This is a genomic window from Corallococcus sp. BB11-1 (assembly GCF_026626625.1).
GTDB classification, from domain to species: domain Bacteria; phylum Myxococcota; class Myxococcia; order Myxococcales; family Myxococcaceae; genus Corallococcus; species Corallococcus soli.
On the sequence record NZ_JAPNJY010000030.1, the window covers coordinates 13,342 to 40,055 of the forward strand.

Annotated in this window: 27 protein-coding genes; 21 read left to right on the forward strand and 6 right to left on the reverse strand. The window is 70.2% G+C overall.

The features are described 5' to 3' along the window. Positions 1 to 62: 62 nt before the first annotated feature. Positions 63 to 485, reverse strand: a complete 423-nt coding sequence (locus tag OV207_RS25800; protein ID WP_267557763.1) for a hypothetical protein — start codon at positions 483 to 485, stop codon at positions 63 to 65. A 134-nt stretch (positions 486 to 619) separates the two neighbouring features. On the opposite strand from OV207_RS25800, the gene OV207_RS25805 reads away from it, so the two are divergent. The 9 genes from OV207_RS25805 to OV207_RS25845 all read left to right on the forward strand — a co-directional run bounded on the left by OV207_RS25805 (position 620) and on the right by OV207_RS25845 (position 5,701). Beyond that, entirely contained in the window at positions 620 to 1,396 is a 777-nt protein-coding gene (locus OV207_RS25805; protein ID WP_267557764.1) for a HesA/MoeB/ThiF family protein, read from the forward strand. Beyond that, complete coding sequence (locus OV207_RS25810) at positions 1,384 to 1,623, forward strand: sulfurtransferase TusA family protein (RefSeq protein ID WP_193348667.1); 240 nt, start codon at positions 1,384 to 1,386, stop codon at positions 1,621 to 1,623. Before OV207_RS25805 ends, OV207_RS25810 begins: the two co-directional genes overlap by 13 nt. A 2-nt stretch (positions 1,624 to 1,625) precedes the next feature. Then, positions 1,626 to 1,898, forward strand: coding sequence for a ubiquitin-like small modifier protein 1 (locus tag OV207_RS25815; protein WP_267557765.1), 273 nt, complete (start codon positions 1,626 to 1,628; stop codon positions 1,896 to 1,898). A gap of 7 nt (positions 1,899 to 1,905) precedes the next feature. Further along, the gene (locus OV207_RS25820) at positions 1,906 to 2,532 is read left to right on the forward strand and encodes a HesA/MoeB/ThiF family protein (RefSeq protein ID WP_267557766.1); all 627 of its coding nucleotides are present in this window, start codon (positions 1,906 to 1,908) and stop codon (positions 2,530 to 2,532) included. A gap of 7 nt (positions 2,533 to 2,539) precedes the next feature. Continuing rightward, positions 2,540 to 3,004 carry a M67 family metallopeptidase gene (locus tag OV207_RS25825; protein ID WP_267557767.1) on the forward strand — a complete coding sequence of 155 codons (465 nt, stop codon included), beginning with the start codon at positions 2,540 to 2,542 and terminating at the stop codon, positions 3,002 to 3,004. 157 nt (positions 3,005 to 3,161) lie between these two features. Further along, on the forward strand, positions 3,162 to 3,947 hold the full coding sequence (gene cysC, locus OV207_RS25830; RefSeq protein WP_193348670.1) for an adenylyl-sulfate kinase: 786 nt from the start codon (positions 3,162 to 3,164) through the stop codon (positions 3,945 to 3,947). Positions 3,948 to 4,039: 92 nt separating this feature from the next. Continuing rightward, positions 4,040 to 4,945: an ATP-dependent sacrificial sulfur transferase LarE gene (gene larE / locus OV207_RS25835; RefSeq protein ID WP_267557768.1), complete on the forward strand. Its 906-nt coding sequence runs from the start codon at positions 4,040 to 4,042 to the stop codon at positions 4,943 to 4,945. Further along, entirely contained in the window at positions 4,942 to 5,475 is a 534-nt protein-coding gene (locus tag OV207_RS25840; protein WP_267557769.1) for a hypothetical protein, read from the forward strand. Before larE ends, OV207_RS25840 begins: the two co-directional genes overlap by 4 nt. Positions 5,476 to 5,536: 61 nt before the next feature. Further along, positions 5,537 to 5,701: a ribbon-helix-helix domain-containing protein gene (locus OV207_RS25845; protein WP_120533031.1), complete on the forward strand. Its 165-nt coding sequence runs from the start codon at positions 5,537 to 5,539 to the stop codon at positions 5,699 to 5,701. A gap of 14 nt (positions 5,702 to 5,715) precedes the next feature. Here OV207_RS25845 and OV207_RS25850 read toward each other — a convergent pair whose 3' ends face one another. Continuing rightward, entirely contained in the window at positions 5,716 to 6,492 is a 777-nt protein-coding gene (locus tag OV207_RS25850) for a tRNA pseudouridine synthase A (protein ID WP_415835278.1), read from the reverse strand. Between the two features lie 127 nt (positions 6,493 to 6,619). Here OV207_RS25850 and OV207_RS25855 point away from each other — a divergent pair, with 127 nt between their 5' ends. The 3 genes from OV207_RS25855 (at position 6,620) to clpX (ending at position 9,738) form a co-directional block, all read left to right on the forward strand. Next, a complete protein-coding gene (locus tag OV207_RS25855) occupies positions 6,620 to 7,552 on the forward strand; it encodes an AgmX/PglI C-terminal domain-containing protein (RefSeq protein WP_267557771.1) in 933 nt (310 codons plus the stop codon). A gap of 45 nt (positions 7,553 to 7,597) precedes the next feature. Further along, positions 7,598 to 8,236, forward strand: a complete 639-nt coding sequence (locus OV207_RS25860) for a hypothetical protein (protein WP_227027181.1) — start codon at positions 7,598 to 7,600, stop codon at positions 8,234 to 8,236. Positions 8,237 to 8,460: 224 nt separating this feature from the next. Further along, a complete protein-coding gene (clpX, locus tag OV207_RS25865) occupies positions 8,461 to 9,738 on the forward strand; it encodes an ATP-dependent Clp protease ATP-binding subunit ClpX (RefSeq protein ID WP_193348984.1) in 1,278 nt (425 codons plus the stop codon). Between the two features lie 114 nt (positions 9,739 to 9,852). Here the strand turns inward: clpX and OV207_RS25870 are convergent, their stop codons facing one another. Further along, on the reverse strand, positions 9,853 to 11,373 hold the full coding sequence (locus OV207_RS25870; RefSeq protein WP_193348676.1) for an Hsp70 family protein: 1,521 nt from the start codon (positions 11,371 to 11,373) through the stop codon (positions 9,853 to 9,855). A gap of 333 nt (positions 11,374 to 11,706) precedes the next feature. Here OV207_RS25870 and OV207_RS25875 point away from each other — a divergent pair, with 333 nt between their 5' ends. The 6 genes from OV207_RS25875 (at position 11,707) to OV207_RS25900 (ending at position 20,228) form a co-directional block, all read left to right on the forward strand. Then, entirely contained in the window at positions 11,707 to 13,962 is a 2,256-nt protein-coding gene (locus tag OV207_RS25875) for a PrkA family serine protein kinase (protein WP_267557772.1), read from the forward strand. Positions 13,963 to 14,110: 148 nt separating this feature from the next. Then, the gene (locus OV207_RS25880; RefSeq protein WP_267557773.1) at positions 14,111 to 15,001 is read left to right on the forward strand and encodes a S1 family peptidase; all 891 of its coding nucleotides are present in this window, start codon (positions 14,111 to 14,113) and stop codon (positions 14,999 to 15,001) included. Between the two features lie 92 nt (positions 15,002 to 15,093). Next, entirely contained in the window at positions 15,094 to 15,546 is a 453-nt protein-coding gene (locus OV207_RS25885) for a deoxycytidylate deaminase (protein ID WP_193348679.1), read from the forward strand. Positions 15,547 to 15,844: 298 nt separating this feature from the next. Further along, positions 15,845 to 16,465, forward strand: coding sequence for a histidine kinase dimerization/phospho-acceptor domain-containing protein (locus OV207_RS25890; protein ID WP_324291569.1), 621 nt, complete (start codon positions 15,845 to 15,847; stop codon positions 16,463 to 16,465). Between the two features lie 68 nt (positions 16,466 to 16,533). Then, positions 16,534 to 17,973, forward strand: coding sequence for an enhancer binding protein Nla6 (nla6, locus tag OV207_RS25895; protein ID WP_193348681.1), 1,440 nt, complete (start codon positions 16,534 to 16,536; stop codon positions 17,971 to 17,973). 287 nt (positions 17,974 to 18,260) lie between these two features. Next, positions 18,261 to 20,228: an ArsA family ATPase gene (locus OV207_RS25900; RefSeq protein ID WP_193348682.1), complete on the forward strand. Its 1,968-nt coding sequence runs from the start codon at positions 18,261 to 18,263 to the stop codon at positions 20,226 to 20,228. A gap of 24 nt (positions 20,229 to 20,252) precedes the next feature. On the opposite strand, the gene OV207_RS25905 is transcribed toward OV207_RS25900, so the two are convergent. Continuing rightward, a complete protein-coding gene (locus OV207_RS25905) occupies positions 20,253 to 20,732 on the reverse strand; it encodes a hypothetical protein (protein ID WP_267557776.1) in 480 nt (159 codons plus the stop codon). Between the two features lie 107 nt (positions 20,733 to 20,839). Next, positions 20,840 to 21,532, reverse strand: coding sequence for a tetratricopeptide repeat protein (locus OV207_RS25910; protein WP_267557778.1), 693 nt, complete (start codon positions 21,530 to 21,532; stop codon positions 20,840 to 20,842). Positions 21,533 to 21,624: 92 nt separating this feature from the next. Here OV207_RS25910 and OV207_RS25915 point away from each other — a divergent pair, with 92 nt between their 5' ends. The 3 genes from OV207_RS25915 to cmk are packed head-to-tail and all read left to right on the forward strand — an operon-like array spanning position 21,625 to position 24,391. After that, a complete protein-coding gene (locus tag OV207_RS25915) occupies positions 21,625 to 22,593 on the forward strand; it encodes an acetyl-CoA carboxylase carboxyltransferase subunit alpha (protein WP_193348685.1) in 969 nt (322 codons plus the stop codon). A gap of 14 nt (positions 22,594 to 22,607) precedes the next feature. Next, on the forward strand, positions 22,608 to 23,699 hold the full coding sequence (gene hisC, locus OV207_RS25920; RefSeq protein ID WP_193348686.1) for a histidinol-phosphate transaminase: 1,092 nt from the start codon (positions 22,608 to 22,610) through the stop codon (positions 23,697 to 23,699). Further along, positions 23,696 to 24,391 (forward strand): (d)CMP kinase, encoded by a 696-nt coding sequence (gene cmk / locus OV207_RS25925; protein ID WP_267557780.1) that lies wholly within the window; start codon positions 23,696 to 23,698, stop codon positions 24,389 to 24,391. Before hisC ends, cmk begins: the two co-directional genes overlap by 4 nt. Positions 24,392 to 24,409: 18 nt before the next feature. Here cmk and OV207_RS25930 read toward each other — a convergent pair whose 3' ends face one another. Further along, entirely contained in the window at positions 24,410 to 26,545 is a 2,136-nt protein-coding gene (locus OV207_RS25930; RefSeq protein ID WP_267557781.1) for a transglycosylase SLT domain-containing protein, read from the reverse strand. Positions 26,546 to 26,714 lie beyond the last annotated feature (169 nt).

Sequence of the window (26,714 nt, forward strand, 5' to 3'; positions counted from 1 at the left end):
AGGGAGCGGAATTCCCGGAGCCGATAGGTCGGCTCCCTGCCGGGCGAGGACGTGGGCAGGCGCTACTTGCTGGCGCCGCCGCTCACGCAGGCCTTCTTCGCGTCCGGGTGCTTCGCGAAGACGAACTCCATCCGGTCGCGGGACTCGCCGGTGCGCTCGTCGAACAGGGGCGTGCCGCCCGCGTACATGGTGCCCTCCTTGCTGCCGTAGCGGTCCAGCCGGTGGGACGTGAGCCAGCCGTCCACGCAGGACTCCAGGGCCAGCCGGTCGCTGGCGCCCGAGTCGACGCTGGAGGCGGCGGTGGCGCCGGAGTCGGGCGTCCCGGCCTCGGCGGTGGCGGTCGCCGGGGAGGGAGCGGCCTGGAGCTCCTCGCGGGTGGTGCCCGTCTGGGTGGCGGCGTCCGGGCTCTCGCCGGTGTTCTTGTGGCAGCCGACAGCCAGGGACAGGAGGGTGGAAAACACGAGCGCGCCGGTCAGGTTTTTCATATGTCCTGGCAGTTGAGGGCCGCTTGCGACGGCGGCGGTGGCGACAACGGGTGTGAAGGCTTCGGGAACGTCCCGGAGACAGGACGCGGGGTCGCGGCACCATATTCGTTCGCTCCTCGCGGAGCACCAGTCCCATGCACGGCCACGCCGATACCGACCACCACGCGCGCATCCCCCACGCCACCCGCATCGAGCGCTCCCGCGTGCTGGTGGTGGGGGCGGGCGGCCTGGGCTGTCCGGCGTCGCTGGCGTTGGCGCAGGGCGGCGTGGGCCACCTGACCCTGGTGGATCCGGACCGGGTGGACGTGACGAACCTGCACCGCCAGCTCTGGCATCGCGCCGGGGACGTGGGCCGCTTCAAGGCCGAGTCCGCCGCCGCCGGCCTGCTGCGCGCCTTCCCTGCCTTGAGCGTGGAGGCCCTGCCGGAACGGCTGGACGCGGACAACGCGGAGGCGCTCTTCCGCGCGCACGACCTGGTCGTGGACGCCACGGACGGGGTGGCCACCAAGTTCTTCCTGTCGGACGCGGCGGTGCTCACCGGCGTGCCCCTGGTGTACGGCGGCGTGCTGCGCATGCAGGGGCAGGCCCTGCGCATCGACCCGGGCGGGCCGTGCCTGCGCTGCCTCTATGAGGACGTGCCCGCGGCGGACGCGGTGCCCACCTGCGCGCAGGCGGGCGTACTGGGCTCGATGGCGGGGCTCATCGGCGCGGTGCAGGCGCTGCTCGCGCTGGAGCTGCTGGCGGGCGCGGCCGGCCGGACGCGGGGCGAGGCGACGCTGCACGTGCTCGACGGCGCGACGCTGGAGGGGCGCACGGTGAAGGTGACGCGCGCGCCGGACTGCCCGGGGTGCGGCATCCAGTCGCTGCCCCCGTTCCCCTCGTCCCAGGAGGACACCGCATGCCCGACGTGACGGCGACGTTGGACATCACCCGCGAGGTGTGTCCGATGACCTATGTGCGCACGAAGTTGAAGCTGGAGTCGCTGCCCCCCGGCACGTTGCTGGAGGTGCTGCTCAAGGGCGAAGAGCCCCTGAAGAACGTACCCCGGAGCGCGCGCGACGAGGGCCACGAGGTGGTGGCGCTGGAGCCGCGCGGCGATGGGACCCACCGGTTGCTGGTGCGAAAGCACGGGACGTGAACATGGCCACGATTCGCATTCCCACCCCCATGCGCACCCTGACGCGCAACCAGTCCGAGGTGCAGGCCTCGGGCAGCACCGTGGGCGAGGTGCTGCGCGACCTGGACGCGCGCTACCCCGGCATGGGCGCTCGCGTATTCGACGAGCGCGGGGCGGTGCGCCGCTACGTGAACGTCTTCCTCAACGAGGAGGACGTGCGCGCGCTCCAGTCGCTGGAGACGCCCGTGAAGGACACGGACCGGCTCACCCTCATCCCCGCCATGGCGGGAGGCTGAGCGCGGCATGGCGCTGCGCGAGGAGCAGGTTCTCCGCTACTCCCGGCAGATCCTCCTGCGCGACGTAGGAGGGCGCGGCCAGGAGGCCCTGCTGTCGGGCGGCGCGCGCGTGGACGGGCTGGGCGCGTCCGGCCTCACCGCGACGGCGTACCTGGCGGCGGGCGGAACGCCGGTGACGGGCGTGGGCGGACTGACGATGGGGCCCTGGTCGCCGGGCTTCCTGGCCTCCGCGCGGGACGTGGGCCGGCCGGTGGCGGACGTGCTGGCCCAGGTGGTGCCGGAGGTGAACCCGGACGCGGTGGGCACGCCCGGCGGCGGCCTGCTCGCGGAGCTCCCCGCCGCGTGGAGTGGCGAGGCGCCCTGGGTCGCGCTGGGCGGTGACGGCCTGCGGGGCGCGGTGGTGTTCCGGGGCGCGGACGGGTGCGTCTGGTGTTTCGGTGAGACGGTGCGCCACCTGGGGACGCCGCCGGATGGCCCCCTGGGCGTGGCGCTGGGGGCCTTGGGCGCGCTGGTGTTCCAGCGGCTGCGCCTGGGGATGGGCCCGTCGCTGGGCGGCCGGTGGCTGGGCGCGCCGGGCGCGGTGGAGGAACTGGAGCCCCGCCGGTGCTCCCGCTGCGCTGCCGGGAAGCCCTGAGCCCTCCGTGAGCGGCCCCGCCTACCCGCCGGAGGTCGTCGCCCGGATGATCCACCACCTGGAGGCCGCCTGGCCCCAGGAGGGCTGCGGCGTGATCCTCCAGGGGGCCGGCGGGGAAGGGGAGGAAGGTGCCTTCCGCGTCGTGCCGCTGCCCAACGTCGCGCCCACCCCGCGCGTCGCCTACGCCTTCGCCCCGGACGCGTGGCTCCAGGTCTGCCTGGAGGCGGACGCCCGGCGGGAGACGCTGGTCTGCGTCTTCCACTCACACGTCGACACCGCCGCCACCTTCTCCGCCGAGGACCGCCGGAGGGCTGCTCCGGCTGGCATCCCACTCTTGCCGTGCGTGTCGTATGAGGTGATCGCCGTTCATGGAGGAAGGGCGACCTCCGCGGCCCGGTTTGTTTGGAGGGACGGCGATTTTCGGGGTGTTCCGATCCGCCTGCCGGATTTCAGGTTTGAAAAACCCTTGTAAGGGCAGGCACTTGTTCGGTTGTTACCCCCACCTGCGGAAAGGTGGGTCCGAATTGTCAAGTCAGTGGGTTTTCGTCTATAAAGCAGCGGTCTATTGGATCTGCCGCGTCCCACGCCGCGTGCAAGAAGCGCTCCGGACGCAGGGAGTTTGAACCCTTATGGCCCCCAACACTGGCTTTACCCTCTGGCTGACCGGCATGTCCGGGACCGGAAAGAGCACCACGGCTGCCTACATCGCGGCCCGCCTCCGGCAGGTCGGGCGCAACGTGGAGATCCTCGACGAGGGCGATCTCCAGAACGACCTGTGGGCTGGCATCGGCGATTCCAAGGATGAGCGCAACACGGTGGTCCGCCGTCTGGGCTTCGTGGCCAACCTGCTGAGCCGCAATGGCGTGGCGGCGCTGGTTCCCTGCGTGAGCCCCTACAAGGCGAGCCGCGAGGAGGTGCGCCGCATGGTGGGCAAGTACGTGGAGGTCTACGTCGACTGCCCCACGGAGAAGCTCATCGAGCGGGACACCACCGGCCGCTACAAGAAGGCGCTCAACGGTGAGATCCCGAACTTCATCGGCATCACGGAGCCGTACGAGCCGCCCAACTCGCCGGAGGTCACCATCTACTCCGACACGGAGTCGGTGGAGGAAGGCGCGGCGAAGATCTTCCAGGCGCTCCTGGACCTCGGCCTGATGTCCACGGACGAGCTGAAGACGATCACCGGCAAGAAGATGAAGGCCAACCCGCTGCCCAAGAAGGCCCGCCGCGACGAGGACGAAGAGGATCCTCCGGTTCGCATGGTGGGTGCCAAGGGCGCCAAGACGGCGAAGGTGGCGGCCCCCAAGGCGGACAAGGGCTCCAAGGGCGCCAAGGCGCGTCCGGCCACCCGCGCCGCCCGCGTGGGCAAGCCGGCCCCGGCCGCGAAGAAGGCCGCCAAGCGCAAGGCGAAGTAGTCGTCGAATCCGTCGTTCTTCCGTGAAGGGGCTCCGGGGTGCGTGCGCGATGCGCGTGCAATCCGGGGCCCTTCCGTTTTAGGAGTTGCCCCATGCTGAGCCCCGAGCAGATCCAGGCCCTGTGTGACGCGTCCCGCCCCAAGCTGGAGGCGATGCGTGAGTCCCTGCGCGCGCACGGCAGCGCCCTGGTGGCGTTCTCCGGCGGCGTGGACTCCACCTTCGTCCTCAAGGTCGCGGTGGAGGTGCTGGGCGAGCGCGCCCTGGCCCTCACCGCCCTGTCCGCCTCCGTCGCCCCGGAAGAGGAGCAGGAGGCGCGCGAGCTGGCGGCGCGGCTGGGCGCCCGGCACGTCGTCGTCTCCAGCAACGAGCTGGCGAACCCCAGCTACGCCGCCAACCCCACCAACCGCTGCTACTTCTGCAAGACGGAGCTGTACGACCTCTGCGAGGCGAAGCGCGCGGAGTTGGATCTGTCGGTGGTGCTGGACGGCTTCAACGCGGACGACTTCAAGGATCACCGCCCGGGCCACAAGGCGGCGAAGGAGCACAAGGTCGTGTCGCCCCTGGCCCAGGCCGGGCTCACCAAGGATGAGATCCGCGCCTGGAGCCGCGCGCTGGGGCTGCCCACCTGGGACAAGCCGCAGATGGCGTGCCTGGCGTCGCGCATCCCCTACGGCACGTCGGTGACGCGCGACCGGCTGCTGCAGATCGCCGCCGCGGAGTCGGAGCTGCGCACCCTGGGCTTCCGGCAGTTCCGCGTGCGCTACCACCAGGACGTGGCGCGCATTGAACTGGACGCCGTGGAGTACCCGCGCTTCTTCGAGGCCGCGGTGCGCGAGCGGATCAACGGCGCCTTCAAGTCGCTGGGCTTCAAGTTCGTGGCGCTGGATCTGGAGCCCTTCCGCTCCGGCCGGCTCAACGAGGCCGCCGGCATCACCCCCACGACAGCCACGGGCGGGCAGGGGAAGCCTGAGGGCTTCCCGCTCCCGGTGGTGGGGTGAGGGGCCTGCGCCTTTCGTCCTTCCTGATCCTCGGGGCCGCGCCCGCCCTCGCCGCCGAATACGTGGACGACGGCCCGTATGCGCGCCGTCGCTCGCTGATCCTCAGCGCGGGGCCGGGAGCCACGTACACGGAGCGGATCAGCGGTGCCTCCACGGCGTCCGGCCTCGCCGCGCAGCTGGATCTCGGCGTGGGCCTCACCGTCGGCTACGACCGGGACGAGGTGTTCCTCCTGGCCCGGGGCAGCAGCGGCGGGGGCCCCGGCGAGGAGCTGGCGCTGATCGGCGGCTACCGCAGCGTCTTCGGATCCGAGTCCTGGCAGACCTTCTTCGAAGTCGGCGCGAGCGTGCGTCCGATTTCTGGGCCGTGGCTGGGGCCTCGCATAGGGTTCGGCGCCAGACACACCCTCTCGGATCATTTCGCGCTGTACGGCGGGCTCGGATTCACCTTCGGGTTCGGCTCCGGACTGCGCGCGGACACCGAGGTCTCCACCGGGCTTCAGTGGATCATCCCGGTGGGCTCGGCTTCGTGAGATTTTCTTGCGGATGTCCGACTCTGTGAGAAGGTGTGCGCATCTGTAGGAGGTTGCGCACTTGGACATGAATCCCCGCCTCACCTCGGTCGTGTTTCGTCTCAACCGCGAGAAGCTGGATGCCCTGAAGGAGCTGTCGCGCGCCACGCGCATCCGTCAGAGCGAGTACCTGCGGGAGGCCATCTCGGACCTGCTGGCGAAGTACGAAGCGCGCTTCGTGGACTGAAAGAGCGCTGCGAGTCAGCCCGGCGCCGCTTCCGTGAAGGGAGGCGAGTCGGGCAGCCCGGGCGGATGGAGGCGCTCGACGGGCCCGAAGGGGTCCACCGCGGAAGGATAGCGGACCTCCCACAGCACCAGCCCATGCGCCGGGGCCTTGAAGCCGGCCAGGGACGTGCCCGCATCCAACGCCGCGTGCCACTGCTCCTCGGACAGGAGCCCCGCGGCCACCTTCAGCGCGCTGCCCACCAGGTACCGCACCTGGTAGCGCGCGAAGCCATCACCCTCCAGACACGCCTCGTACAGCCCACCGCCCCGCTCGCGCAGGGTGGCGGACGCCAGCGTGCGCGCCTTCTGGGGGCTGGAGCGCTCGTGGAACGCGGTGAAGTCCCGCGTGCCCACGGCGCGGGCCAGCAGCGCCTCCAGCCGCTCCGGCGTCACCGCGCGCCCGCCCTGGAGTGCCCCCTCCGTCGCCACGTCCAGCGCATAGGGCCGCCACGCCTCCGCCGGAGGCGCGCCCAGCGTCAGCCGGTAGCGGTACTCCTTGCCGCTCGCGCTCCACTGCGCATGGAAGGACCCGGGCGGCCGCTTCGCGACGCACAGGCCCACGTCCGGGGAGAGGAACGGGGAGAGCCGCCGGGGCAGCTCCGCCGGGGGCACGTCCTCATCCAGGCGCAGGCTGATGACCTGCATCCGGGCATGGACCCCCCGGTCGGTGCGGCCGGACGGCATCACCGTCGCGGGCGAGCCGGCCTGCCGCAGCGCGTCCTCCAGGGCATCCTGGACGGTCGGACCCTCCACCTGGCGCTGGAAGCCGCGGAAGTTTCCACCGCGGTACCAAGTCCACAGTACGGCGGGAATTCGTCGGGGAGGAGTCTTTGCCACGGCGTTGCGATGGCGCGGGGAGACACACGATACTCCCGCGCGAATGCTGGCCCGACAACAAGAACTCGCGGTGGACAGTGATGTGCAGTGGCTTTTCCGCCAGGGCGACCTGGTGCTGGGGCCCATCACGGCGTCCCAGGTGGTCGAAAAGCTCTACACGGGGGAGCTGACCCCGGACAGCCCGGTGGCCCCCGCCGGCGAGCGGGACTTCCGCACGTTGCGGGACACCGCCGCCTTCCAGGTGCACATCGCGCGCTTCGAGGCCCAGGGCCGCGTCGCCGCGACGATGCTCGTCGAGCAGGCGAAGAACCAGCGCCGGGTGAAGGTGCTGGGCGGGGTCGCCGCGGGCGTGGCGCTGCTGCTGGGCGTCGCGGGCTGGTACCTGGCGCGCAACGCGGCCGTGCACGGCCTGTTCGGGGAAGGGGAGGAGGGCGACGGCATCACCATGGATCCGCCCACCATCCGCCTGGCCCGCTCGCGCGCGGGGGACGAGGACCTGTTCGCCTACCCGTCCAACGACCCGCGCCGCCCGGACCGCCCCGCGAGCACCGGGACAGGGACGGGGACGGGGACGGCCGCCAAGCCCGCGGGCACCGCAGCAGGCACCGCCGTGGCCAGCGCCACCAGCCGTCCGCCCCGGACGGGCAGCGTGTCCACCGACCCGGACGGCCTGGAGATGGCCCAGCAGTTCGACCAGGGGGCCATCAACCGCGTGGTGGCCGGCAACCGCAACACGCTCTTCCGCTGCTTCAAGGAAGAGGCCGAGCGCACGCCGGGCCTGGCCGCGAAGATTCCGATGGAGTTCGTCATCGGCAACGACGGGCGGGTGGCGAAGCTGTGGGTGGACAACCCCCAGTTCAAGCAGGGCCCCCTCTACGACTGCCTCTTCACGGAGCTGAAGAAGTGGCCCTTCAAGTCCTACGACGGCGAGCGCGCGACCGTGGGGCTATCGTTCAATATCGGCAAGCGCGGGTAGGGTGACTTTCTTGCCCACCCCCCGGACGTGCCCGATAGAAAGGGCATGTCCGCCGCATCCGTCGCCGAAGTCGAGATCTCGAAGAAGGCCCTGAGCGTCCCCCCGGGGACGTTCCGCCACACCGTCCTCCTGGCCGCCAAGCGGTTCAAGTCCACCTGGGCTGAGCTGGGCAAGCTGCTCGTCCAGGTCCGGGACGAGGCCAAGTACGAGGAGTGGGGCCACGCCACCTTCGAGGCCTACTGCCTCAAGGAGCTGCACATCAAGAAGCAGACGGCGCTGAAGCTCACGCGCTCGTTCAGCTTCCTGGCCAAGCACGAGGCCCCCGAGGAATTGCAGCAGCAGGAGTTCCCGGAGAAGGCCCCGGCCTTCGAGGTCGTGGAAGTCCTGGCCGACGCCGAGGAGCGGGGGCAACTGTCGCCCACCGAGTACAAGTCCCTGCGCGACAGCATCTGGAGCCCGGAGAAGTCACCCACGGAACTCAAGAAGGAGTTCGCCGAGCGCTTCCCCCGTCCGCCGCCGGAGCCGCCGCCGGAGAGCCTCCAGGTGCGGAAGCTGGCGCAGCTGGCCCGGAAGCTCGCCTCCGAGCTGGCGGGAAGCCGTCGGGTCCCGAACGCTGTCGCCGAGCGGGCGGCCGCCCTGGCGGACGATGTCGAAGAGCTCGCGTCGAGCGTGACGGACGCCTGAGTCGCTGTTATCCAACACCGACCTGACCGGGGCTGAACGCTCCGCGAAGGGGCCACCGCCACCGGGCTTCCTGCCTGGGGAGGAGGGCCCTATAGTGGGTCAAGGGCCTGTAGCAGGTGGGCCTGGAGCCGTCTGAGACGTGGGCGGTTTCGAGGGTGGCGGAGTGCGGTGGTCGGCGGAGAAGGCTCCGGGTGCACCGGGGCCTGGCGAACTCGGAGGCGGCAGTGAAGAAGGAGCACCACGTCAACCTGTCCTGCTCGTTCTGCGGCAAGTCGCAGCGTGAGGTCCGGAAGCTCATCGCCGGACCCACGGTCTACATCTGCGACGAGTGCATCAAGCTGTGTAACGACATCATCGCGGACGAGAACGAACGCGAGGAGGGCAAGCCCCAGGTCAGCCTGCCCACGCCCTTGGAGATCAAGGCGTTCCTCGACGACTACGTCATCGGTCAGGACCAGGCGAAGAAGGTCCTCTCGGTCGCGGTCTACAACCACTACAAGCGCATCTACCAGAAGAAGCCCGCCGCGCGGCCACGCCCTGGCGTGAAGAGCCCCACCGGCGAGGAAGTGGAGCTGCAGAAGAGCAACATCCTGCTCATCGGCCCCACGGGTTCCGGCAAGACGCTGCTCGCCCAGTCCCTGGCGCGCTTCCTCAACGTCCCCTTCACCATCGCGGATGCCACCAGCCTCACCGAGGCCGGCTACGTGGGCGAGGACGTGGAGAACATCATCCAGAACCTGCTCCACAACGCCGACTACGACGTGGAGAAGGCGGCGCGCGGCATCGTCTACATCGACGAGATCGACAAGATCGCGCGCAAGGGTGACATGCCCAGCGCCACCCGCGACGTGGGCGGCGAGGGCGTGCAGCAGGCGCTCCTGAAGATCATCGAAGGCACCCGCGCCAACGTCACCCCGCGCGGTGGCAAGAAGTACAACCAGCAGGAGTACGTCCAGGTCGACACGACCAACATCCTCTTCATCTGCGGCGGCGCCTTCCACGGCATCGACGGCGTGATCAAGCGCCGCGTGGGTGAGAAGGGCCTGGGCTTCGGCGCGAAGATCACCCACAAGGAAGAGCGCAGCGTGGGTGAGCTGCTGGCGATGACGGAGCCGGAAGACCTGATGAAGTTCGGGATGATCCCGGAGTTCATCGGCCGTCTGCCGATGATCGCCACGCTCAACGACCTGAAGGAGGATGACCTCGTCACCATCCTCACGATCCCGAAGAACGCCCTGGTGAAGCAGTACCAGAAGATGTTCGAGATCGAGAAGGTGAAGCTCACCTTCACCAAGGAAGCGCTGCGCGCCATCGCCCGCGAGGCGATGCGCCGTCACTCCGGAGCGCGCGGCCTGCGCGCCATCATGGAGGACGCCATGCTGGAGATCATGTACGACGTGCCGTTCCGCGAGGGCGTCAAGGAGTGCAAGATCACCGAACAGGTGATCACCAAGCACGAGCCTCCGCAGATCGTCATGGAGAAGGAAAAGAAGACCGCCTGAGGTTTCCCCCAAGCGGTCGGTGTTCCCACCCGGCGCCCCTCGCCTTCACTGGCAGGGGCGCCGTGGTGTTTCTGGCGCCCGGGACGACAGCCCCGGGCGCGGGCACCGCGCGCTTCAGCTCTGGGTGACGCGCACGGTGGTCTTCATCTCGCGGCCGGAGACGGGGTCCTTCGCCTTCATGGTGAGGATGCCCTCCACGTTCACGTCGAAGATGATCTCCACGTTCACCGTGCCGGCCTTGGACGGCGGGATGCCGGAGAAGGTGAACTCGCCCAGCATGTCGTTGCGCGCCACCACGTCGTGGTCGCCCTGGTAGATGCGCATGGCCAGCTCCGTCTGGTTGTCCACGCTGGTGGTGGCCAGGAGCTGCTTCGCGTTGGGGATGGACGCGTTGCGCGGGAAGACGACGTGGAAGCCGCCGTCGCCGCGCTCCAGGCCAATGGCCATGGGGATCACGTCCAACAGCTGGATGCGCAGGTTGGTGTCGTCCTGGAGCGAATGCGCGTAGAGCGCGGCGCCAATGGCGACGGCCTCGTCCGGGTGGACGCCCTTGCTGGGCGGCTTGCCGAAGAACTTGGTGAGCCGGTCCTGCACGATGGGCATGCGCGTCTGGCCGCCCACGAGCATCACCTCGTCGATGTCCTTGGTGGACAGGCCGGAGTCCACCAGCACGCGCGCGACCATCTGGAGGCTGCGGTCCACCAGCTGGTTCGTCAGCTGCTCCAGCATCTTGCGCGTGAACTTCATCTCGATGTTCAGGGGCTGGCCCTGCGCCGTCATCGTGATGAAGGGGATGTTGAAGGGGACCTCCTCGCGCGCGGACAAGTCAATCTTGGTGCGCTCGGCCAGGTCCTTGATGCGCTGCATGGCCACCGGATCCGTGGCCAGGTCGATGCCCGTCTTGGCCGCGAAGTCCTTGAGGACGTGGTGGATGATGGCGTTGTCGAAGTCGATGCCGCCCAGGAACACGTCGCCGCCGGTGGACTTCACCTCGAAGACGCGGTCGCGGATTTCGATGATGGAGACGTCGAAGGTGCCGCCGCCCAGGTCGTAGATGACGACCTTCTCCGCCAGCCCCTTGCCCACGCCGTAGGCGAGCGCCGCCGCGGTGGGCTCGTTGATGATGCGCACCACCTCCAGGTCGATGAGCTTGCCGGCGTCCTTCACCGACTGGCGCTGCCGATCATTGAAGTAGGCGGGCACCGTCACCACCGCCCGCTTGATCGGCATCTTCAGGTAGTTGGAGGCGACCTCGCGGATCTTCCCCAGGATCTTGGCGCTGATCTCCTGGAGGGTGAACTCCTTCTTGCCCACGTCCAGGGTGACTTCGTTCTTCGGGCCGGGGCGCATGTTGTACGCCACGACCTTCTTCATCGTGTCGACGACGTCACTGCCGAAGGGGCGGCCCACCAGGCGCTTGGCACCGTAGACGGTGTTGCGCGGGTTGAGCTGCCACTGGCGCTTCGCCTCGAAGCCGATGAGCTCGTTGCCCTTGTCGTCGATGGCGAAGATGGAGGGGATGGTGTACTCGCCGCCCTTGTAGGGGATGAGCTTGACGTTCCCGCTGTCCTCGACGATCGCCGCGCACGAGTTCGTCGTGCCGAGGTCGATGCCGATGATGGGCTCCTTGTGCATCGCGTGTGGGCTCCGGGTGGGGCTTGCCGTGGTTCCGAGGGGGAAGCAGCCGGCACCGTATCTCACCCGTCCCGGGTGCGCGAATCGCTTACCATCCGTCGTTCGTCCGAAGGCCGGTCCCAGCCCCCCGAAGCAAAGCGCCCTCCTTCCCGCCGGGGCACCGGCCCGGGCCCGGCCGGCCGCTCGCCCCCGAACACACCGGGCCTGACAGAGGGGGCGCTCGCTTTACATCCCAGGAGGCGGGAACGAAGGTCATCCCCCGGGGTTCACATGCGACGGCCAGCCGCCGTGGCTACATCCGAGGGATTCACCCACGCACAGAGGGGAGCCGCCGTGGAAGCGAAGGGCTATCTGCAGGAGGTGGGCGCGCAGGTGAGCGCCGACTTCGTCAAGAACCGGTCCATCCTGTCCTTCGAGGAGTACCTGACGCTCTTCTTCGCGGACCCGCGAGGCCAGGCGCGCAACGCGGCGCAGTACCTGCGGGACGTGATGGACCACTACGGCACCGAACAGGTGCCGCACCCCACCGGCACCATCCGGCGCTTCAAGGTCTTCGACGCGCTCTCCACCGACCGGGACGGCCGCGTCGCCGGGCAGGAGGAGGTCCAGAACGCCCTCTACCGGCTGCTGGGCAACTTCGTGCGCGCCGGCCGCATCAACAAGCTCATCATGCTGCACGGCCCCAACGGCAGCGCGAAGTCCAGCCTCGTCAACGCGCTGAAGCAGGGGATGGAGGACTATTCCCGCCAGCCGCAGGGGGCGCTGTACCGCATCGCCTGGGTCTTCCCGTCGGAGAAGCTCATCAAGGGCTCCATCGGCTTCGGCGAGCGCCCGGGGACGGGCTCCGGCGAGGGTGAGCTGACCACGTTCGCCCACCTGGACGCGGAGTCCCTGGACCTGCGGATGCCGTGTGAGCTGAGGGACCACCCGCTCTTCGCGGTGCCCCCCACGGAGCGCAAGAACCTCCTGGAGGGCGCGCTCAAGAAGAAGGGCCTGGGCAACGGCGACGGGGAGGCGGGGGACTTCATCCTCTCCGACTACCTGCGCGACGGCGAGCTGTGCGCCAAGTGCCGCCGCATCTACACCGCGCTGCTGAACGCCTACGGGGGCGACTACCTGAAGGTGCTGCGGCACGTGCAGGTGGAGCGCTTCTACGTGTCGCGCCGCTACCAGGTGGGCACGGTGACGGTGGAGCCGCAGATGAGCGTGGACGCCGCCGCGCAGCAGATCTCCGCGGACCGCACCCAGCTCAACCTGCCCGCCGCGCTGCACAGCACGGTGCTCTTCGAGCCGCACGGCCCCCTGGTGCACGCCAACCGCGGCCTCATCGAATACGCGGACCTGCTCAAGCGCCCGCTGGAGGCGTTCAAGTACCTGCTGGGCTTCAGCGAGACGAGCGAGGTGCCCCTGGAGCCCTTCGTGCTCCAGCTGGACGAGGTGCTCATCGCATCCTCCAACGAAAAGCACCTGTCCGCCTTCAAGGAGCTGCCGGACTTCGCGTCGTTCAAGGGCCGCATCGAGCTGGTGCGCGTGCCGTACCTGCGCCGCTACAAGGTCGAGCAGGAGATCTACGACGCGCAGATCACCGCCACCAGCGTGGGCAAGCACGTCGCGCCGCACGCCACGGAGGTCGCCGCGATGTGGGCGGTGCTCACGCGCCTGAAGAAGCCCATCCCGGACCGCTACCCGCCCAACGTGAAGCCCCTGGTGGACCAGGTGGCGCCGGTGGAGAAGCTGCACCTGTACGAGGAGGGTGGGGCGCCCGGCCGCCTGAGCTCGACGAACACCAAGGAGCTGCTCAAGCTGCGCGAGGAGATGTACGAGGAGTCGGAGTCCTACCCGAACTACGAGGGCCGCTCCGGCGCCAGCGCGCGGGAGATCAAGACCGCGCTCTTCAACGCCGCGCAGAACCCCGACTACAAGTGCCTGCACGCGCTGGCGGTGCTGGAGGAGCTGCAGGCGCTCTGCAAGGACAAGAGCGTCTACGAGTTCCTCCTCCAGGAGGTCATGGACGGCTACCACGACCATGAGGCCTTCGTGCGCGTGGTGGAGACCGAGTACCTGGACCGGGTGGACTCGGAGGTGCGCGACTCCATGGGGCTGGTGTCGGAGGGGCAGTACCGGGAGCTGGTGGAGCGCTACATCCAGAGCGTCAGCCACTGGGTGCGCGGGGAGAAGATGCGCAACCGCGTGACGGGCGAGTCGGAGAAGCCGGACGAGGCGCGCATGGCGGAGGTGGAGGCCATCGTCATGCCGCAGGGGGAAGCGCCCGCGGACTTCCGCCGGGGGCTCATCGCCTCCATCGGCGCGCACCGGCTGGACAACCCGGACGGCGTGATGGACTACCCGCGCATCTTCCCGGACATGTTCAAGCGCCTGCGCGACCACTACTTCGAGGAGCGCAAGCGCGTGCTGCGCAAGAACAAGGAGAACGTCCTCAAGTACCTCTCCGAGGACCGCAACCAGCTGACGCCGCGCGAGCAGTCCCAGGTGCAGGACACGCTCAAGACGATGGCGGAGCGCTACGGCTACTGCGAGTCCTGCGCGAAGGACGCCATCCTGTTCCTCATGCGCCAGCGCTACGCGTGACGTGAGCACCACAGCGGGCAGGCATCCGGAAGTGGATGCCTGCCCGCCTGCTTTTCAATCCGGGCCAGGGCTCGGGATGATGGGGACCGCTACCCACCCACGCGTGTGTCGTCGTCTCCCGTCCCGCCACTTCCTGCCTGGAGCGTTGATGAACCGGTTGCTGTTGGGCACCCCCGTCCTGTTGGCCCTCGTGTCGTGCGCCAGTGCCCCGTCTCCGGGAGCGGCGCAGGCCCCGGTCGTGATGCACACGCAGGTCCCCTTCGTGGTGGAGCGCGTGCGCTCCATGCCCGCGCCCGTGGCCCAGCCGACGCGCAAGGCCATGGTGCGGCGCATCCTCCCGCTCAACGTGCGGCTGGTGACGACGGAGGGCGGCAAGGTGCGCCGCGCGGCGTCGGGCGTCGTGATTGGCACGGAGGTGGGGGCCTCCGGGCCCGTCAGCTACGTGCTCACCAACGCGCACGCGGTGGAGCAGGGGGACCTGGTGGACCCGGTGCTCAAGGTCGTGTTGGATCGGCGCGCGGAGTCGCACGAATACGCCGCGGAGGTGGTCGCCATGGGCCAGGTGCCGGACGTGGACCTGGCGCTCCTGCGCGTGCCGGGCGTGACGTGGCCCGCGGCGGAGCTGGCCGGGGACGACGAGCTGGAGCCGGGCGAGGACGTGGTGGTGGCGGCGTCGCCGTACGGCCGCGCGCTGTCCATCTCCGGCGGCATGGTGTCCCAGGTGGAGTGGGACAAGGAGACGAAGCACCCGCGCATGCTGAAGACGGACGCGCCCATCGGGTACGGGGCCTCCGGGGGCGGCATCTTCAGCCTGGAGACGGGCCGGCTGCTGGCCATCGTGGAGGGCTACCGCACCGCGAAGGTGGACTTCGAGGTGGCCGCGCAGAACTACAGCTTCGATGTCCCCATGCCCGGGGAGACGTTCGCCGCGCCCAGCGCCAAGGTGCGCGGCTTCCTCCAGGCGAAGGGCTTCGGCCGCCTGCTGGAGCGCGCCACGGACGCGGACGGTGCGGGTCCGCAGAAGACCGCCAGTCGCTGACTGGACGTGGCAGGTCCCGCGCTGGACCCGTGAACTGGACAGGGCGTGCCCCGGCGGTAGAGCACGGGGGCACGTCATCCGGAGGTTCGCGCATGTCCGCTCGGGGCAATTGGGATCAGTACTTCATGGACATCGCCCAGCAGGTGGCCACGCGGGCCACCTGTGATCGCAAGCACGTGGGCGCGGTGCTGGTGCGCGACAAGACCATCCTGTCCACCGGCTACAACGGCGCCATCCGCGGGCTGCCCCACTGCGACGACGTGGGCCACATGATGGAGAACGGCCACTGCGTGGCCACCGTCCACGCGGAGGCCAATGCCATCATCCAGGCGGCCAAGAACGGCGTCTCCATCGACGGGGCGACCATCTACACCACGGCCAGCCCGTGCTGGCCGTGCTTCAAGCTGATCGCCAACAGCGGCTGCAACCGCATCGTCTTCGGCGAGTTCTACCGGGACCCCCGCATCTTCGAATACGCGGCCCGCCTGGGCCTCCAGCTCATCGGCGTGGGCCCCGCGGCCCAGCCTCCCGCCCCCGGAACCTGAGGGCCGCCCGATGTCCGGGGGTGGACAGACCCTGGACACGCGGCCCGCCCGGTACGGGATGGCCGTCGGGTGCAGGACACTTCGCGGCATTCGTAAGTGTGCGTCCCCACACGGGAATTTCAGAACTCCGGCAAGAATTACCGACCCAGGGTTGCCAATCCCCAGGGTGCTCCCTAAATCCTGGCTCCGGTAGGGCGGCGGCGGGGGTGGGGACGACGGAAATTCCGAGGAGTTCCAGGTGGTTAGCTCATCAGCGATGGCCAGCAGTGTGTCCTCTGTCCAGGAAGTGTCGGATCCCGTGGTGGGCGCTGCCCGCTACGACGCCGTGCCGGCGCTGATGGACAGCCTGCTGCACGACGTGCGCAACCCGCTCAACGCGCTGGCCATCCACCTGGAGGTCCTCTCCGAGAAGCTCAAGGGCGAGTCCGGCCAGGTGCCGGCCACGCAGGAGAAGAACCTCAAGGCCATGCGCGAGCAGATCCAGCGCGTGGACGGCCTGCTCAAGCTGTTCTCGGACTTCATCGTGTTTCGCGGCGCGGGCCCTTCCGGGGACGCGCCGCTGTCGGACGCCACCGGCAAGGCGCTGGACGTGCTGGGCCATGAGAGCCGCCGGCGGCGCGTGCAGGTGCAGCGCGCCATTGAACCGGACGTGCAGGCGCGGCTGGAGGACACCACCGAGCTGGGCTTCTTCCTGGTGCAGGTGCTGATGCGGGCCTTCAACCGCGCGGCCTCCGGCAGCACGGTGGTCGTCACGGTGCGCACGGAGGGGACCCTGGCGGTGCTGGAGGTGGAGGATGGCTCCACGGGGCCCGAGCAGGCGTCGGACACCGTGGCGGCCCTGACGCTCCGGGCGGCCCAGCTGGGCATCGAATTCGGCATCCGGGCGGGCTCCTGCCGCCTCGTCTTCCCGCGCGCCTGATCCCCCCGGTCGGGCGCTGACGGGCTTCTTTCGTTTCATCACGCTTCATCGCAGTGGAGGTTTTCACCTTGGGCAGCGCACGAATCCTGGCCGTGGATGACGAACGTGAGACCTGCGAGGCCCTGGCGGAGATGCTGTCCGCGTGGGGCCACAAGGTCGAGACCGCGTTCGACGGGCATGACGCCCTCCGCAAGGCCGGTGAGTTCCGGCCCGACGTCGTCCTGTCGGACCTGGCCATGCCGGAGACGGACGGGCTGTGGCTCCTGCGCAACCTGCGCGAGGAGCTGCCCGACTGCCCGGTGGTGTTCCTCACCGGCCGCGGCACCATCGACACCGCGGTGGAGGCCATCCGCGACGGCGCGTACGACTTCATCGTGAAGCCGCTGGACACCGCGCGGCTCAAGGTCTGCATCGACCGCGCGCTGGAGAAGAAGGAGACCATGCGCGAGGTGCAGACGCTGCGGCGTCGCCTCAAGCAGCTGGGCTCCACGGACCTCATCGCCAGCTCCACCGGCATGCGCAAGGTCATCGAGATGATGGAGAAGGTGGCCCCGTCCAAGGCCAGCGTCTCCATCAGCGGCGAGTCCGGCACCGGCAAGGAAGTGGTCGCCCGCACGGTGCACAACCTGTCGCTGCGCCGCGACAAGCCCTTCATCGCCATCAACTGCGCGTCCATCCCCGCGACCCTCATCGAGTCGGAGCTCTTCGGCCACGAGCGCGGCGCCTTCACCGGCGCGGATCAGCGCCGTCCGGGCGTCTTCGAGATGGCCCACGGCGGCACGCTCTTCCTGGACGAGTTGGGGGAGATCCCCATCGACCTGCAGGCGAAGCTGCTGCGCGTGCTGGAGGAGGGCCGCCTGCGCCGCCTGGGCGGCAAGGTGGAGATCGAAGTGGACGTGCGCGTGCTGTCCGCCACGAACCGCGACCTGAAGCAGGAGATCAAGAACCAGCGCTTCCGCGAGGATCTCTACTTCCGCCTCAACGTCTTCCAGCTCCACCTGCCGCCCCTGCGCGAGCGCCGGGACGACGTGCCCATCCTGGTGCAGCACTTCGTGGACAAGTTCCGCGGGGACTCCGCCAAGCGCGTCTCCGGCGTGCACCCGGAGGCCATGGAGGTGCTCAAGAACTACGACTGGCCGGGCAACATCCGCGAGCTGCGCAACGCGGTGGAGCGCGCCGTCATCCTCTGCGACGGGGAGCTCATCACCCGCGAGCACCTGCCGCCCGACATGGCCGGCAAGGGCCCGGAGCGCCACACGTTCAAGCTGCCGTTCGGCCTGAGCCTGGACGCCGTGGAGCGCGAGTACATCCTGGGCAGTCTGCAGCGCAACGGGAACAACAAGGCGCGCACGGCGGAGGTGCTGGGGGTGAGCGAGAAGACGCTCTACAACAAGCTCAACCGCTACGCGGCGGAGAACCGGGCGCAGGGCACCCCGGGCGGCGGAGGCCTGGGCGGCCAGGGCAACGACGGCCCCCTGGGCGCCAGCAGCAGCTACCTGACCCGCTGACCTCACGGGTAGGCGGACCTCCCGGGATTTCGGGCCCTTGAAACCGCCCCGGAAGTGGCGCGGGCAGGGCCTTCCCGGGCGGCCCGGAGGGCAGGGGGAGGTCTCGAAAACCCCTGTCAATTCTTGACTTTTCACCCCTGGACGGGGGATCCTCCCGGCCTCTCCCACCCGTTGGTGAGGGCCCGGCCGGGAAGGTTCATACCGGGCCACTTCCGCCCCCCTGGGCGCGGTCGTCCGACGTGAGTCATCTGGGGTGCCGCCGGGGGGGCACAGGAAGGCTACACGCAATGAGCGACGCGCGAGTTCTTCACTTCTTCGGCGGCAAGGGCGGCGTGGGCAAGACCACGCTCGCGGCAGCGTACGCGGTGAGGCTCTCCGAAGACGCTCCCAAGCACAAGGTGTTGGTGGTTTCGCTGGATCCGGTCCAGTCGCTGTCGGACCTGCTGAAGAAGAAGCTGCCGACGAAGCCCACCAAGCTGCAGGCGGGCAAGGGTGAAGGCGGGCTGTGGGGCGTGGAGCTGAACCCCGCCGCGTTGCTCAAGCCGTTCCTCGCGGAGTACCTCCCGGCGCTGGCGAAGGCGGCGTCGAAGGGCACGCACCTGTCGGACGAGGAGATGGGCAAGCTCTACCAGCAGGCCGTGCCGGGCCTGGAGGAGCTGGTGGCCCTCTTCCACGTCGCGGAGCTGCTGGAGGCGGGCGAGTTCGACCGGATCATCGTCGACACGGCGCCCACCAGCCACACGCTGCGCCTGTTCGACCTGCCCACCCAGCTGCGCAAGTTCCTGGGCTTCGTGCGCGCGGGCCAGGACCGCGCGCCGGCGTCCGGTGGCAAGGGCAAGAAGGCGGAGGCCGCGGCCTCGTCGGGCGGGTTCCTGGAGCAGGTGGGCCAGAAGGCGGAGAAGCTGCTCGCGCTGCTGAAGGATCCGGCGCGCACCGCGTTCCACCTGGTGACGCTGGCGGAGCCGGTGCCGGAGGCGCAGACGCGCTCGTACTTCACCCAGCTGCGCGAGCGCGGTCTGCCGGTGACGGAGGTGATCGTCAACCAGGTGGAGGACCACGAGGGCTGCTCGTCGTGTCAGGGCCGCCGCGGCCTCCAGGCGCCCCACGTGCGCAAGTTCCAGGCGCTGGACAAGACCGTGCCGGTGAACCTGCTGGGCCGCCGCGAGGTGGCGCCCCGGGGGCTGGACGGGCTGAAGGAGTTCGCTGCCGTGTGGTCGGCCGGCAAGGAGACCAAGGCGCTGGAGTTCAGCGCGGCGGAGGGCCCTCCGGCGCTGGTGCGCGCGCCCTCCATGCCGCCCATCGCGGCGCCCCCGCTGCCGCCCACGCGGCTCATCTTCTTCGTGGGGCAGGGCGGGGTGGGCAAGTCCTCCTGCGCCGCCGCCGCGGCGGTGACGCTGACGGAGAAGGAGGGGCCGGTGCTCCTCATCTCCACGGATCCGGCGCACTCGCTGTCGGACGTGCTGCAGAGCCGGCTGACCGACACCGAGACGCAGGTGAAGGGCACCAAGGGCCTGTACGCGCGTGAGCTGGACATGGCGGGCTGGTTCAACGCCCTGCGCAAGCGGCTGAAGGAGAAGGCGGAGAAGGCCTTCGAGGGCGCGCCCAAGGCGGGCAACGACGTGCCGGCGGACCTGCTCTACCTGCGCAACCTGCTGGAGTGCGCGCCCCCGGGCATCGACGAGCTGGCGGCCATGTCCGTGCTCACGGACGCGCTGGTGCAGGAGCGCTTCAAGCGCATCGTGGTGGACTCGTCGCCGGTGGTGATGTCCGTGCGCGTGGTGGAGCTGGCGGACACGGCGAAGACGTGGCTGGGCGCGCTGCACGCGGTGCTCAACAAGCACCGCGCGAAGGGCCTGGCGGACCTGGCGGACGACGTCGCGGGGATGATCAAGCACGTGAAGCGCTTCGAGGACGCGCTGGCGTCCCCCAGCGAGTCGCGCTTCGTGGTCGTCACGCGCGGCGAGGAGCTGGCGGCGTCCCGCACGGAGCGGCTGGTGGAGTACCTGAAGGAGCGCAAGCTCCAGGTGGAGCGGGTGCTCGTCAACCGCGTGGGCCCCAAGTCCACCTGCGAGAAGTGCGAGAACCGCCGCAAGCTGGAGCTGAACGCGGCCAAGGCCATCGAGAAGAAGATCGGCCTGCCGGTGACGATGGCGCCCGCGCTGGGCCGTCACCCCGCCGGCCTGCGCGAGCTCAAGGCGTTCCGCACCGCGTGGTACGCGCTGTCCGCGCCGCCGGCGAAGATCAAGGCGGCCTGACGCGAGGCCGGGCCCCTGGACACGCTACCGGGGGCCGGGCAGCAGCAACTGGGACAGCGGCAGCCGGTGCGGAATCACGCGCCGCGCCTGTCCCACCAGCTCCACCGCGCTCGAGCGCAGGGAGCGCAGCCCCTGGGGCGCCGGGAGCCGTTCCCGGTCCAGGTGCGTGGCCCAGGCGGGGCCGGCCAGCAGCAGCACCACCGCCGGCACGATGCACAGGCCCACCACCGCCCCGGCGCCGCCCAACGTCCCCACCAGCCGCAACGTCGCAGACGCCTGGATGCGCGGGCGCTGCAGGGCCGCGAGGATGCGCGCGAAGAGGGCGCCGCCGACGATGCCCAGCCCGGTGGCCAACATCCAGCTCAGGCCCCCCAGCGGCGTGCCGAGCACCGGCTCCAGCAGCTCCGGGGCCGCCGCGCCCAGGAGGAAGGCGAGCACGAACGGCCCCGCCGCGACGATCGCCACCAGCCCCCACTGCCTCGCGTTCAGTCCTTGCACGGGCATCCCCCCACTCGGGGAACACGATGGGCACCGGCAGGCAGGCGCGCCAGGGTGATGGGGCCTTGCGCGGGTGTAGGCGTGCGCGGGACGTCACTTCCCGCGGCCGGGCTTCAGGCGTCGCACTCGGAGGGGCTGTCCGTGAAGGCGCCCAGCGGCTCCGGGAAGGTGAGGACGCCCCCGGTGCTCAGGGTGCCGGAGACGGGCTTGCTGCCCGGGAGCCTCACCTGCACTGTGCGGCCCCGGACGGTGTACGTGCCCTGGGTGCGGGACTCGCGGGGCGTGCCGGAGTCGTCCACCTCCCGCTGCCAGAACTCCACCCTGCCGCTGCCCTGGAACTTGAGGGCGCGGGTGGTGCCGTAGACGCCGACGCCGGGGCCGTACCAGGACACCGCGCGCACGAGCGCGGGCACGTCCGCCACCTTCGCCGGGGTGAGGCCTAGCAGCTTCTGCCAGCCCAGCGTGTCCCGGATGACGTCCAGGTCGGCGTCCTCCTTCGCCCGCTTCAGCCGGCGCGGATCCAGGCGCACGGCGGTGGCCAGCTTCTCCACGATGGTGTCGCGGTGGGCGCTGTATTCGCACACCTTGCCCTGCTTGCGCAGCACGCCCAGGGTGGCGGCGACGTTGTAGTGGGCCAGGGCGTAGTCCGGCTTCGCCTCGGCGGCGGCCTGGAACCGGGCCAGGGCCTCCGGGTACTGGCCGGACTGGTACAGCCGGAAGCCCTGGGTGTTGAGGGCCGTGCCCGAGGGGGCGGCGGGGGGGGCGGCGGACAGCGTCAGGGCCAGCAGGGACAGGGCGAGGACCATGTCGCTCCAGACGGGCGGGGGCCTGGGACATTCCAGGGGTGCGTAACCGCTTGCGCGTTGAAAGGCTCGAACCCTGGTGCTAGTTCCGCGCCATGGCAACCGGCATTGGCTATGCGCTCGACTTCGAGCGCCCGCTCATCGAGCTGGAGAAGAAGATCGAGGAGCTCAAGGTCCTCTCCACGAGCGGCACCGTGGACTTCTCCTCCGAGATTTCGAAGCTGGAGAAGAAGGCGAAGAAGCTCCAGACGGAGATCTTCAGCGACCTGACGCGCTGGCAGGTGGTGCAGCTGTCGCGCCACAACGCCCGGCCGTACTTCCTGGACTACGTCCAGTACCTCTTCACGGACTTCTTCGAGATGTGCGGCGACCGGCACTTCGGCGAGGACCCCTCCATCGTCGGCGGCTTCGCGCGCTTCGACGGCAAGCCGGTGATGGTCATTGGCCACCAGAAGGGGCGCAACACGAAGGAGAACATGGCGCGCAACTTCGGCATGCCGCGCCCGGAGGGCTACCGCAAGGCGCGCCGGCTGATGGAGCTGGCGGAGCGGATGGAGAAGCCCATCCTGACCTTCGTGGACACGCCGGGCGCGTACCCGGGCATCGGCGCGGAGGAGCGCGGGCAGGCGGAGGCCATCGCCGTCAACCTGGAGGTGATGAGCCGGCTGCGCGTGCCCATCATCTCCACGGTGGTGGGCGAGGGCGGCTCCGGCGGCGCGCTGGCCATTGGCGTGGGCAACCGCGTGCTGATGTTCCAGAACAGCGTCTATTCCGTCATCAGCCCGGAGGGCTGCGCGTCCATCCTCTTCCGCGACGCGACCAAGGCGGACAAGGCCGCGGACGCGATGCGGCCCACCGCGCCGGACCTCCTGGAGATGAAGATCATCGACGAGGTCATCCCCGAGCCTCCCGGTGGCGCGCACCGCGATCCGCCCAAGGCCGCCGAGGCGCTGGGCAAGATGCTGCGCAAGCACCTGGGGCAGCTGGCCGAGCTGTCCCCGGATGAGCTGGTGAAGGACCGCTACAACAAGTTCCGCGCGCTGGGCATGTTCTCCGGCAAGTAAGAGGTTCACTCCACATGCGACCGCTCGTTCCTCCCTACGTCGAGACGCTCAAGGCCTACGTCCCGGGCAAGCCCATCGAGGAGACCGAGCGGGAGTACGGCCTCACCGGTGTCATCAAGCTCGCCTCCAACGAGAACCCGCTGGGCCCGTCGCCCCGCGCCGTGGAGGCGATGAAGAACGCCGTCTCATCCGTGCACCTGTACCCGGACGCGACGAGCTTCCACCTGGTGCGCCGGCTGGCCACGCACCTGGGCGTGAAGCCGGAGGAGGTCGTGCTCGGCAGCGGCTCCAACGAGCTCATCGAGCTGTTGATGCGCACGTTCACCACGCCGGAGGATGAAATCCTCCTGTGCCAGGGCTCGTTCCCGGCGTACCGCATCTCCGCGCAGGCGCACGGGCGGCCGTTCGTGGAGGTGCCCATGCGCGAGGGCTTCCGCTACGACCTGGTGGCCATGGCCCGCGCCGTCACGCCGCGCACGCGCATGGTGTTCCTGGCCAATCCGGACAACCCCACGGGGACGACGTTCGGGCGCAAGGACCTGGAGACGTTCCTGGCCGCGGTGCCCAGGGACGTGCTCGTCATCCACGACGAGGCCTACGCGGAGTTCGTGGACTGGCCCGACTACGCGAGCGCCGTGGAGCTGTTCCGCGCGCACCCGAACCTCGTGGCGCTGCGCACGTTCAGCAAGATCCACGGGCTCGCCGGCATCCGGCTGGGCTGCGCGGTGATGGACGCGAAGCTCGCGAACTACGTGCACCGCACGCGCATGCCCTTCAACCTCACGGTGGTGGCGCAGGCGGCCGGCATGGCGGCGCTGGACGACACGGAGCACGTGCGCCAGACGCGGGAGAACAACCACGCGGGCCTGCGCTACTACGGGCAGGAGCTGTCGAAGCTGGGCGTCACGCTGTCGGAGAGCCACGCCAACTTCGTCTTCGTGGACTGCCACCGGCCCGCGGGCGAGGTGTACGAACAGCTGCTGCGCCGGGGCGTCATCGTCCGGCCGATGGGGGGCAACGGCTTCCCCACCTGCCTGCGCATCTCCGTGGGCACGCCCGCGGAGAACGCGCGCTGCGTGGCCGCGCTGAAGGAGATCCTGTCGTGAGCCCGCGTCCGTTCATCGTCGCCATCGACGGGCCGGCCGGGGCGGGCAAGTCCTCCGTGTCCAAGCTGCTCGCGCGGCGGCTGGGGTTCGCGCTGGTGGACACCGGCGCCATCTACCGCTGCGTGGCGCTGATGGCCTCCCGCGAAGGCATCGCGTTCGACGACGACGCGAAGCTGGGCGAGCTGCTCGGGCGCGTGCGCATCCACTTCCAGGTGGTGGGCGAGGAGAACCACGTCTTCCTGGGGGGCGAGGACGTGTCCGGGGAGATCCGCACGCCGGCCATCTCCATGGGCGCCTCGCAGGTGTCGGGCCGGCCGGTGGTGCGCGCGGGGTTGCTCGCGCTTCAGCGGCGGTTGGCGCTGGAGACGCAGGCGGGCGCCATCCTGGAGGGGCGCGACATCGGCACGGTGGTGTTCCCGGACGCGGACGCGAAGTTCTTCCTCGCGGCGGACCCGGAGGTGCGCGCCCGCCGCCGCTTCGAGGAGCTGTTCCAGAAGGGCGTGGACAGCAGCCTGGAGGCCGTCCTCACGGATCAGACGCAGCGGGACACCGCCGACTCGGGCCGCGCCGTGGCGCCCCTGAAGGCCGCGGACGACGCGGTGCACGTGGACTCCAGCAGCATGCCCCTGTCCGACGTCGTGCGGACCCTGGAGCAGGAGATTGAACGCCGCCGGGCCACGGGCGGCGGCTGACGCCTTCGCGGCCGTCCGTCAGAAGCTGACGCCGTCCGTGGCGGGGGCGGGCACCGTCATCGTCAGCCGGGCCTGGGTGCCGTCCTTCTCGTAGAAGCGGTGGTACAGGTACAGGTCCGCGAGCACCTGCTTCACGTAGCCGCGCGTCTCCCGGTAGGGGATGGACTCCACGAAGAGGTCCAACGGGAGGCTGCCCCGCTCCTGCGTCCAGCGCACCGCCGCCTTGGGCCCCGCGTTGTAGGCCGCGGCCGCGAGCGCCGGATGGGCGAAGCGCTTCATCAGCTGCGCCAGGTACCACGCGCCGTAGCGGATGTTGCGCTCCGGGGCGAAGAGGTCCGCGGGCGCGGGCGCGGGCTCCGACATCTTCAGCGCGATCTCCGTGGCCGTGGGCGGGATGATCTGCATCAGCCCGCGCGCGTCCGCGGCGCTCATCACCTCCGGACGGAAGGCGCTCTCCCGCCGCATGATGGCCCACACGAAGAACGGATCCAGCGCCTGCCGCGTGGCCTCCGCCTCCACCGCCTTCGCGAACGCGCGCGGATAGAACGCGGCCAGCGCGTCCGGGGCCTTCGCTCCGAACGCGCGGCCCCACAGGTGGCGCGCGGCCACGCTGTGCGCGTGCCCGTATTCGCCCAGTTGCAGGAGCGCGTGCGCGAACGGCAGCGCCTGGTCCGCGGAGCGCAGGCCCGACACGCGCGACTGCACCTCGTCCGCCGCGTCGCGGAAGAGGCCCGCGCGCGTGAGGGCCACCGCCAGCTCCAGCTCCGGGGGACGGGGCAGGGTGAGCTGCTTCGGAGGCTGCGGGAAGGCGGCCGGCGGCGTGCGTCCCAGCTCCCGCAACCGCTCCGAGGCCAGCAGCGCGTAGAACGACGCGGGCGCGGCGCTGATGACCGCCTCGTAGGCCGGGCCCACCACGGCGGGCTTGCCGCCGGCCAGCTCCTCCGCGCGCGCCGTCCAGTAGCGGGCCTGCGGCGCGAGGCTCGTCTTCGGATACGCCGTCACCATCGCGTCCAGCGCCAGCTTCGCCTGCGGGTACTGCTCGAGCCGCAGGTGCGCCAGGGCCCGGAACCACATCGCCTCGTCGCGGCGGCGTGAACCCTTGTAGCGCTTCTCGTAGTCCGCGAAGGACTTCGCCGCTTCCTCGAAGCGTCCGCCCTGCAGGTCCAACCACGCGGCGAAGAACGCGCCTTCCTCACCCGCGGCCTGGGACGGATAGGCCTTGTCCAGCGCCGCCATCAGCTCGCGCGCCTTCGCGTTGTCATCCGAGCGCAGCGCCCGGCGCGCCACCACCAGCGCGGCCTCCGCGGCGATGGCCGGCGGACCCTTGCGCGCCACCGCGAGCGCCTTCGCCGCCTCGTCGGGCTTGCCGCGCGCGAAGAGCACCTGGGCCCGCAGCAGCGCCACCTGCGCCTGCGCGGGAGCGCCCTTCACCAGCGAGCGCTTCTCCGCCGTCTCCAGCTCCTCCTGGGCCCGGGTCGCCGCGCCGGCGGAGAGGAAGCCCCGGGCGCGCTGGAGGTGGTCGGGGAGGGTCAGCTTCACCGCCGGCTTCAGCGCGGCCAGCTTCTCCAGCGCCTCGTCCGCGTAGGGGTGGGTGGGGAAGCGCAGCGCCACGGCCTTCAGGTCCGCGCGCAGGCCCGCGGCGTTGCCGGTGGCCGCGCGCGTCGTCGCCCGCTGGAAGAGCAGCTCCGGGGTGGGCTGCGCCGTCGCCGCGGACTCCAGCACCGGGGCCGCGTCCTTGGGGCGGTGGGCCTCCAGCAGGGCCTCGCCCAGGCGGGCGCGCGCGCGCACCGCGAGGGCCGGGGAGGCCTTCTCCAGCGCCCGCTCGAAGTCCCCGGCCGCGCCGTTGGGGTCGCCCGCGTAGAAGCGCGCCTGACCCAGGTAGAAGGCCTGGAAGGCCTCCAGGGGGGGCGGGGCGGCGTGGCGGGCGAGCAGGTCCCGGGCCAGGGCCGCGTCGCCGTCGGAGAGGACCAGGGTGCCGGCGAGCAGGCCCAGGCGGCCGGCGTCGGGGCACTTCTTGGACTCACAGGCGGCGAGCTCCGCCTGGGCGAGGGCGGCCGCGTCGGGCCGATGCAGGCGGACGGCCTCCAGTGTCGCCGGTGACTGCCCCAGCGCCACCCCCGTCACCCAACCCGCCACCCAGCCGGTCCAACTCATGGAATCTTCCTTTCACATCGCGGCCTTGCGGCAACGGAACGAGAGGTTTGAAGTCGACATTCCCCACCAGGTGGGCGGGGGTCGGTTTGACAGTCGGCCCGACAAGTCCTAGATCCCGCGCCCACGGGCTGGTCCCGAGGGGTTGTCCACCCGTTGCGCAAGCCGGAGG

Excerpts from the sequence above, each read along its gene's own strand:
- OV207_RS25805 (WP_267557764.1), top strand. The coding sequence starts at position 620 with ATGCACGGCCACGCCGATACCGACCACCACGCGCGCATCCCCCACGCC.
- hisC (WP_193348686.1), top strand. The coding sequence starts at position 22,608 with ATGCGACCGCTCGTTCCTCCCTACGTCGAGACGCTCAAGGCCTACGTC.
- OV207_RS25810 (WP_193348667.1), top strand. The coding sequence starts at position 1,384 with ATGCCCGACGTGACGGCGACGTTGGACATCACCCGCGAGGTGTGTCCG.
- OV207_RS25855 (WP_267557771.1), top strand. The coding sequence starts at position 6,620 with ATGCTGGCCCGACAACAAGAACTCGCGGTGGACAGTGATGTGCAGTGG.
- OV207_RS25870 (WP_193348676.1), bottom strand. The coding sequence starts at position 11,373 with ATGCACAAGGAGCCCATCATCGGCATCGACCTCGGCACGACGAACTCG.
- larE (WP_267557768.1), top strand. The coding sequence starts at position 4,040 with ATGCTGAGCCCCGAGCAGATCCAGGCCCTGTGTGACGCGTCCCGCCCC.
- OV207_RS25915 (WP_193348685.1), top strand. The coding sequence starts at position 21,625 with ATGGCAACCGGCATTGGCTATGCGCTCGACTTCGAGCGCCCGCTCATC.
- OV207_RS25885 (WP_193348679.1), top strand. The coding sequence starts at position 15,094 with ATGTCCGCTCGGGGCAATTGGGATCAGTACTTCATGGACATCGCCCAG.
- OV207_RS25815 (WP_267557765.1), top strand. The coding sequence starts at position 1,626 with ATGGCCACGATTCGCATTCCCACCCCCATGCGCACCCTGACGCGCAAC.
- OV207_RS25910 (WP_267557778.1), bottom strand. The coding sequence starts at position 21,532 with ATGGTCCTCGCCCTGTCCCTGCTGGCCCTGACGCTGTCCGCCGCCCCC.
- OV207_RS25800 (WP_267557763.1), bottom strand. The coding sequence starts at position 485 with ATGAAAAACCTGACCGGCGCGCTCGTGTTTTCCACCCTCCTGTCCCTG.
- OV207_RS25900 (WP_193348682.1), top strand. The coding sequence starts at position 18,261 with ATGAGCGACGCGCGAGTTCTTCACTTCTTCGGCGGCAAGGGCGGCGTG.
- OV207_RS25930 (WP_267557781.1), bottom strand. The coding sequence starts at position 26,545 with ATGAGTTGGACCGGCTGGGTGGCGGGTTGGGTGACGGGGGTGGCGCTG.
- OV207_RS25820 (WP_267557766.1), top strand. The coding sequence starts at position 1,906 with ATGGCGCTGCGCGAGGAGCAGGTTCTCCGCTACTCCCGGCAGATCCTC.
- OV207_RS25905 (WP_267557776.1), bottom strand. The coding sequence starts at position 20,732 with ATGCCCGTGCAAGGACTGAACGCGAGGCAGTGGGGGCTGGTGGCGATC.
- OV207_RS25880 (WP_267557773.1), top strand. The coding sequence starts at position 14,111 with ATGAACCGGTTGCTGTTGGGCACCCCCGTCCTGTTGGCCCTCGTGTCG.
- cysC (WP_193348670.1), top strand. The coding sequence starts at position 3,162 with ATGGCCCCCAACACTGGCTTTACCCTCTGGCTGACCGGCATGTCCGGG.
- OV207_RS25860 (WP_227027181.1), top strand. The coding sequence starts at position 7,598 with ATGTCCGCCGCATCCGTCGCCGAAGTCGAGATCTCGAAGAAGGCCCTG.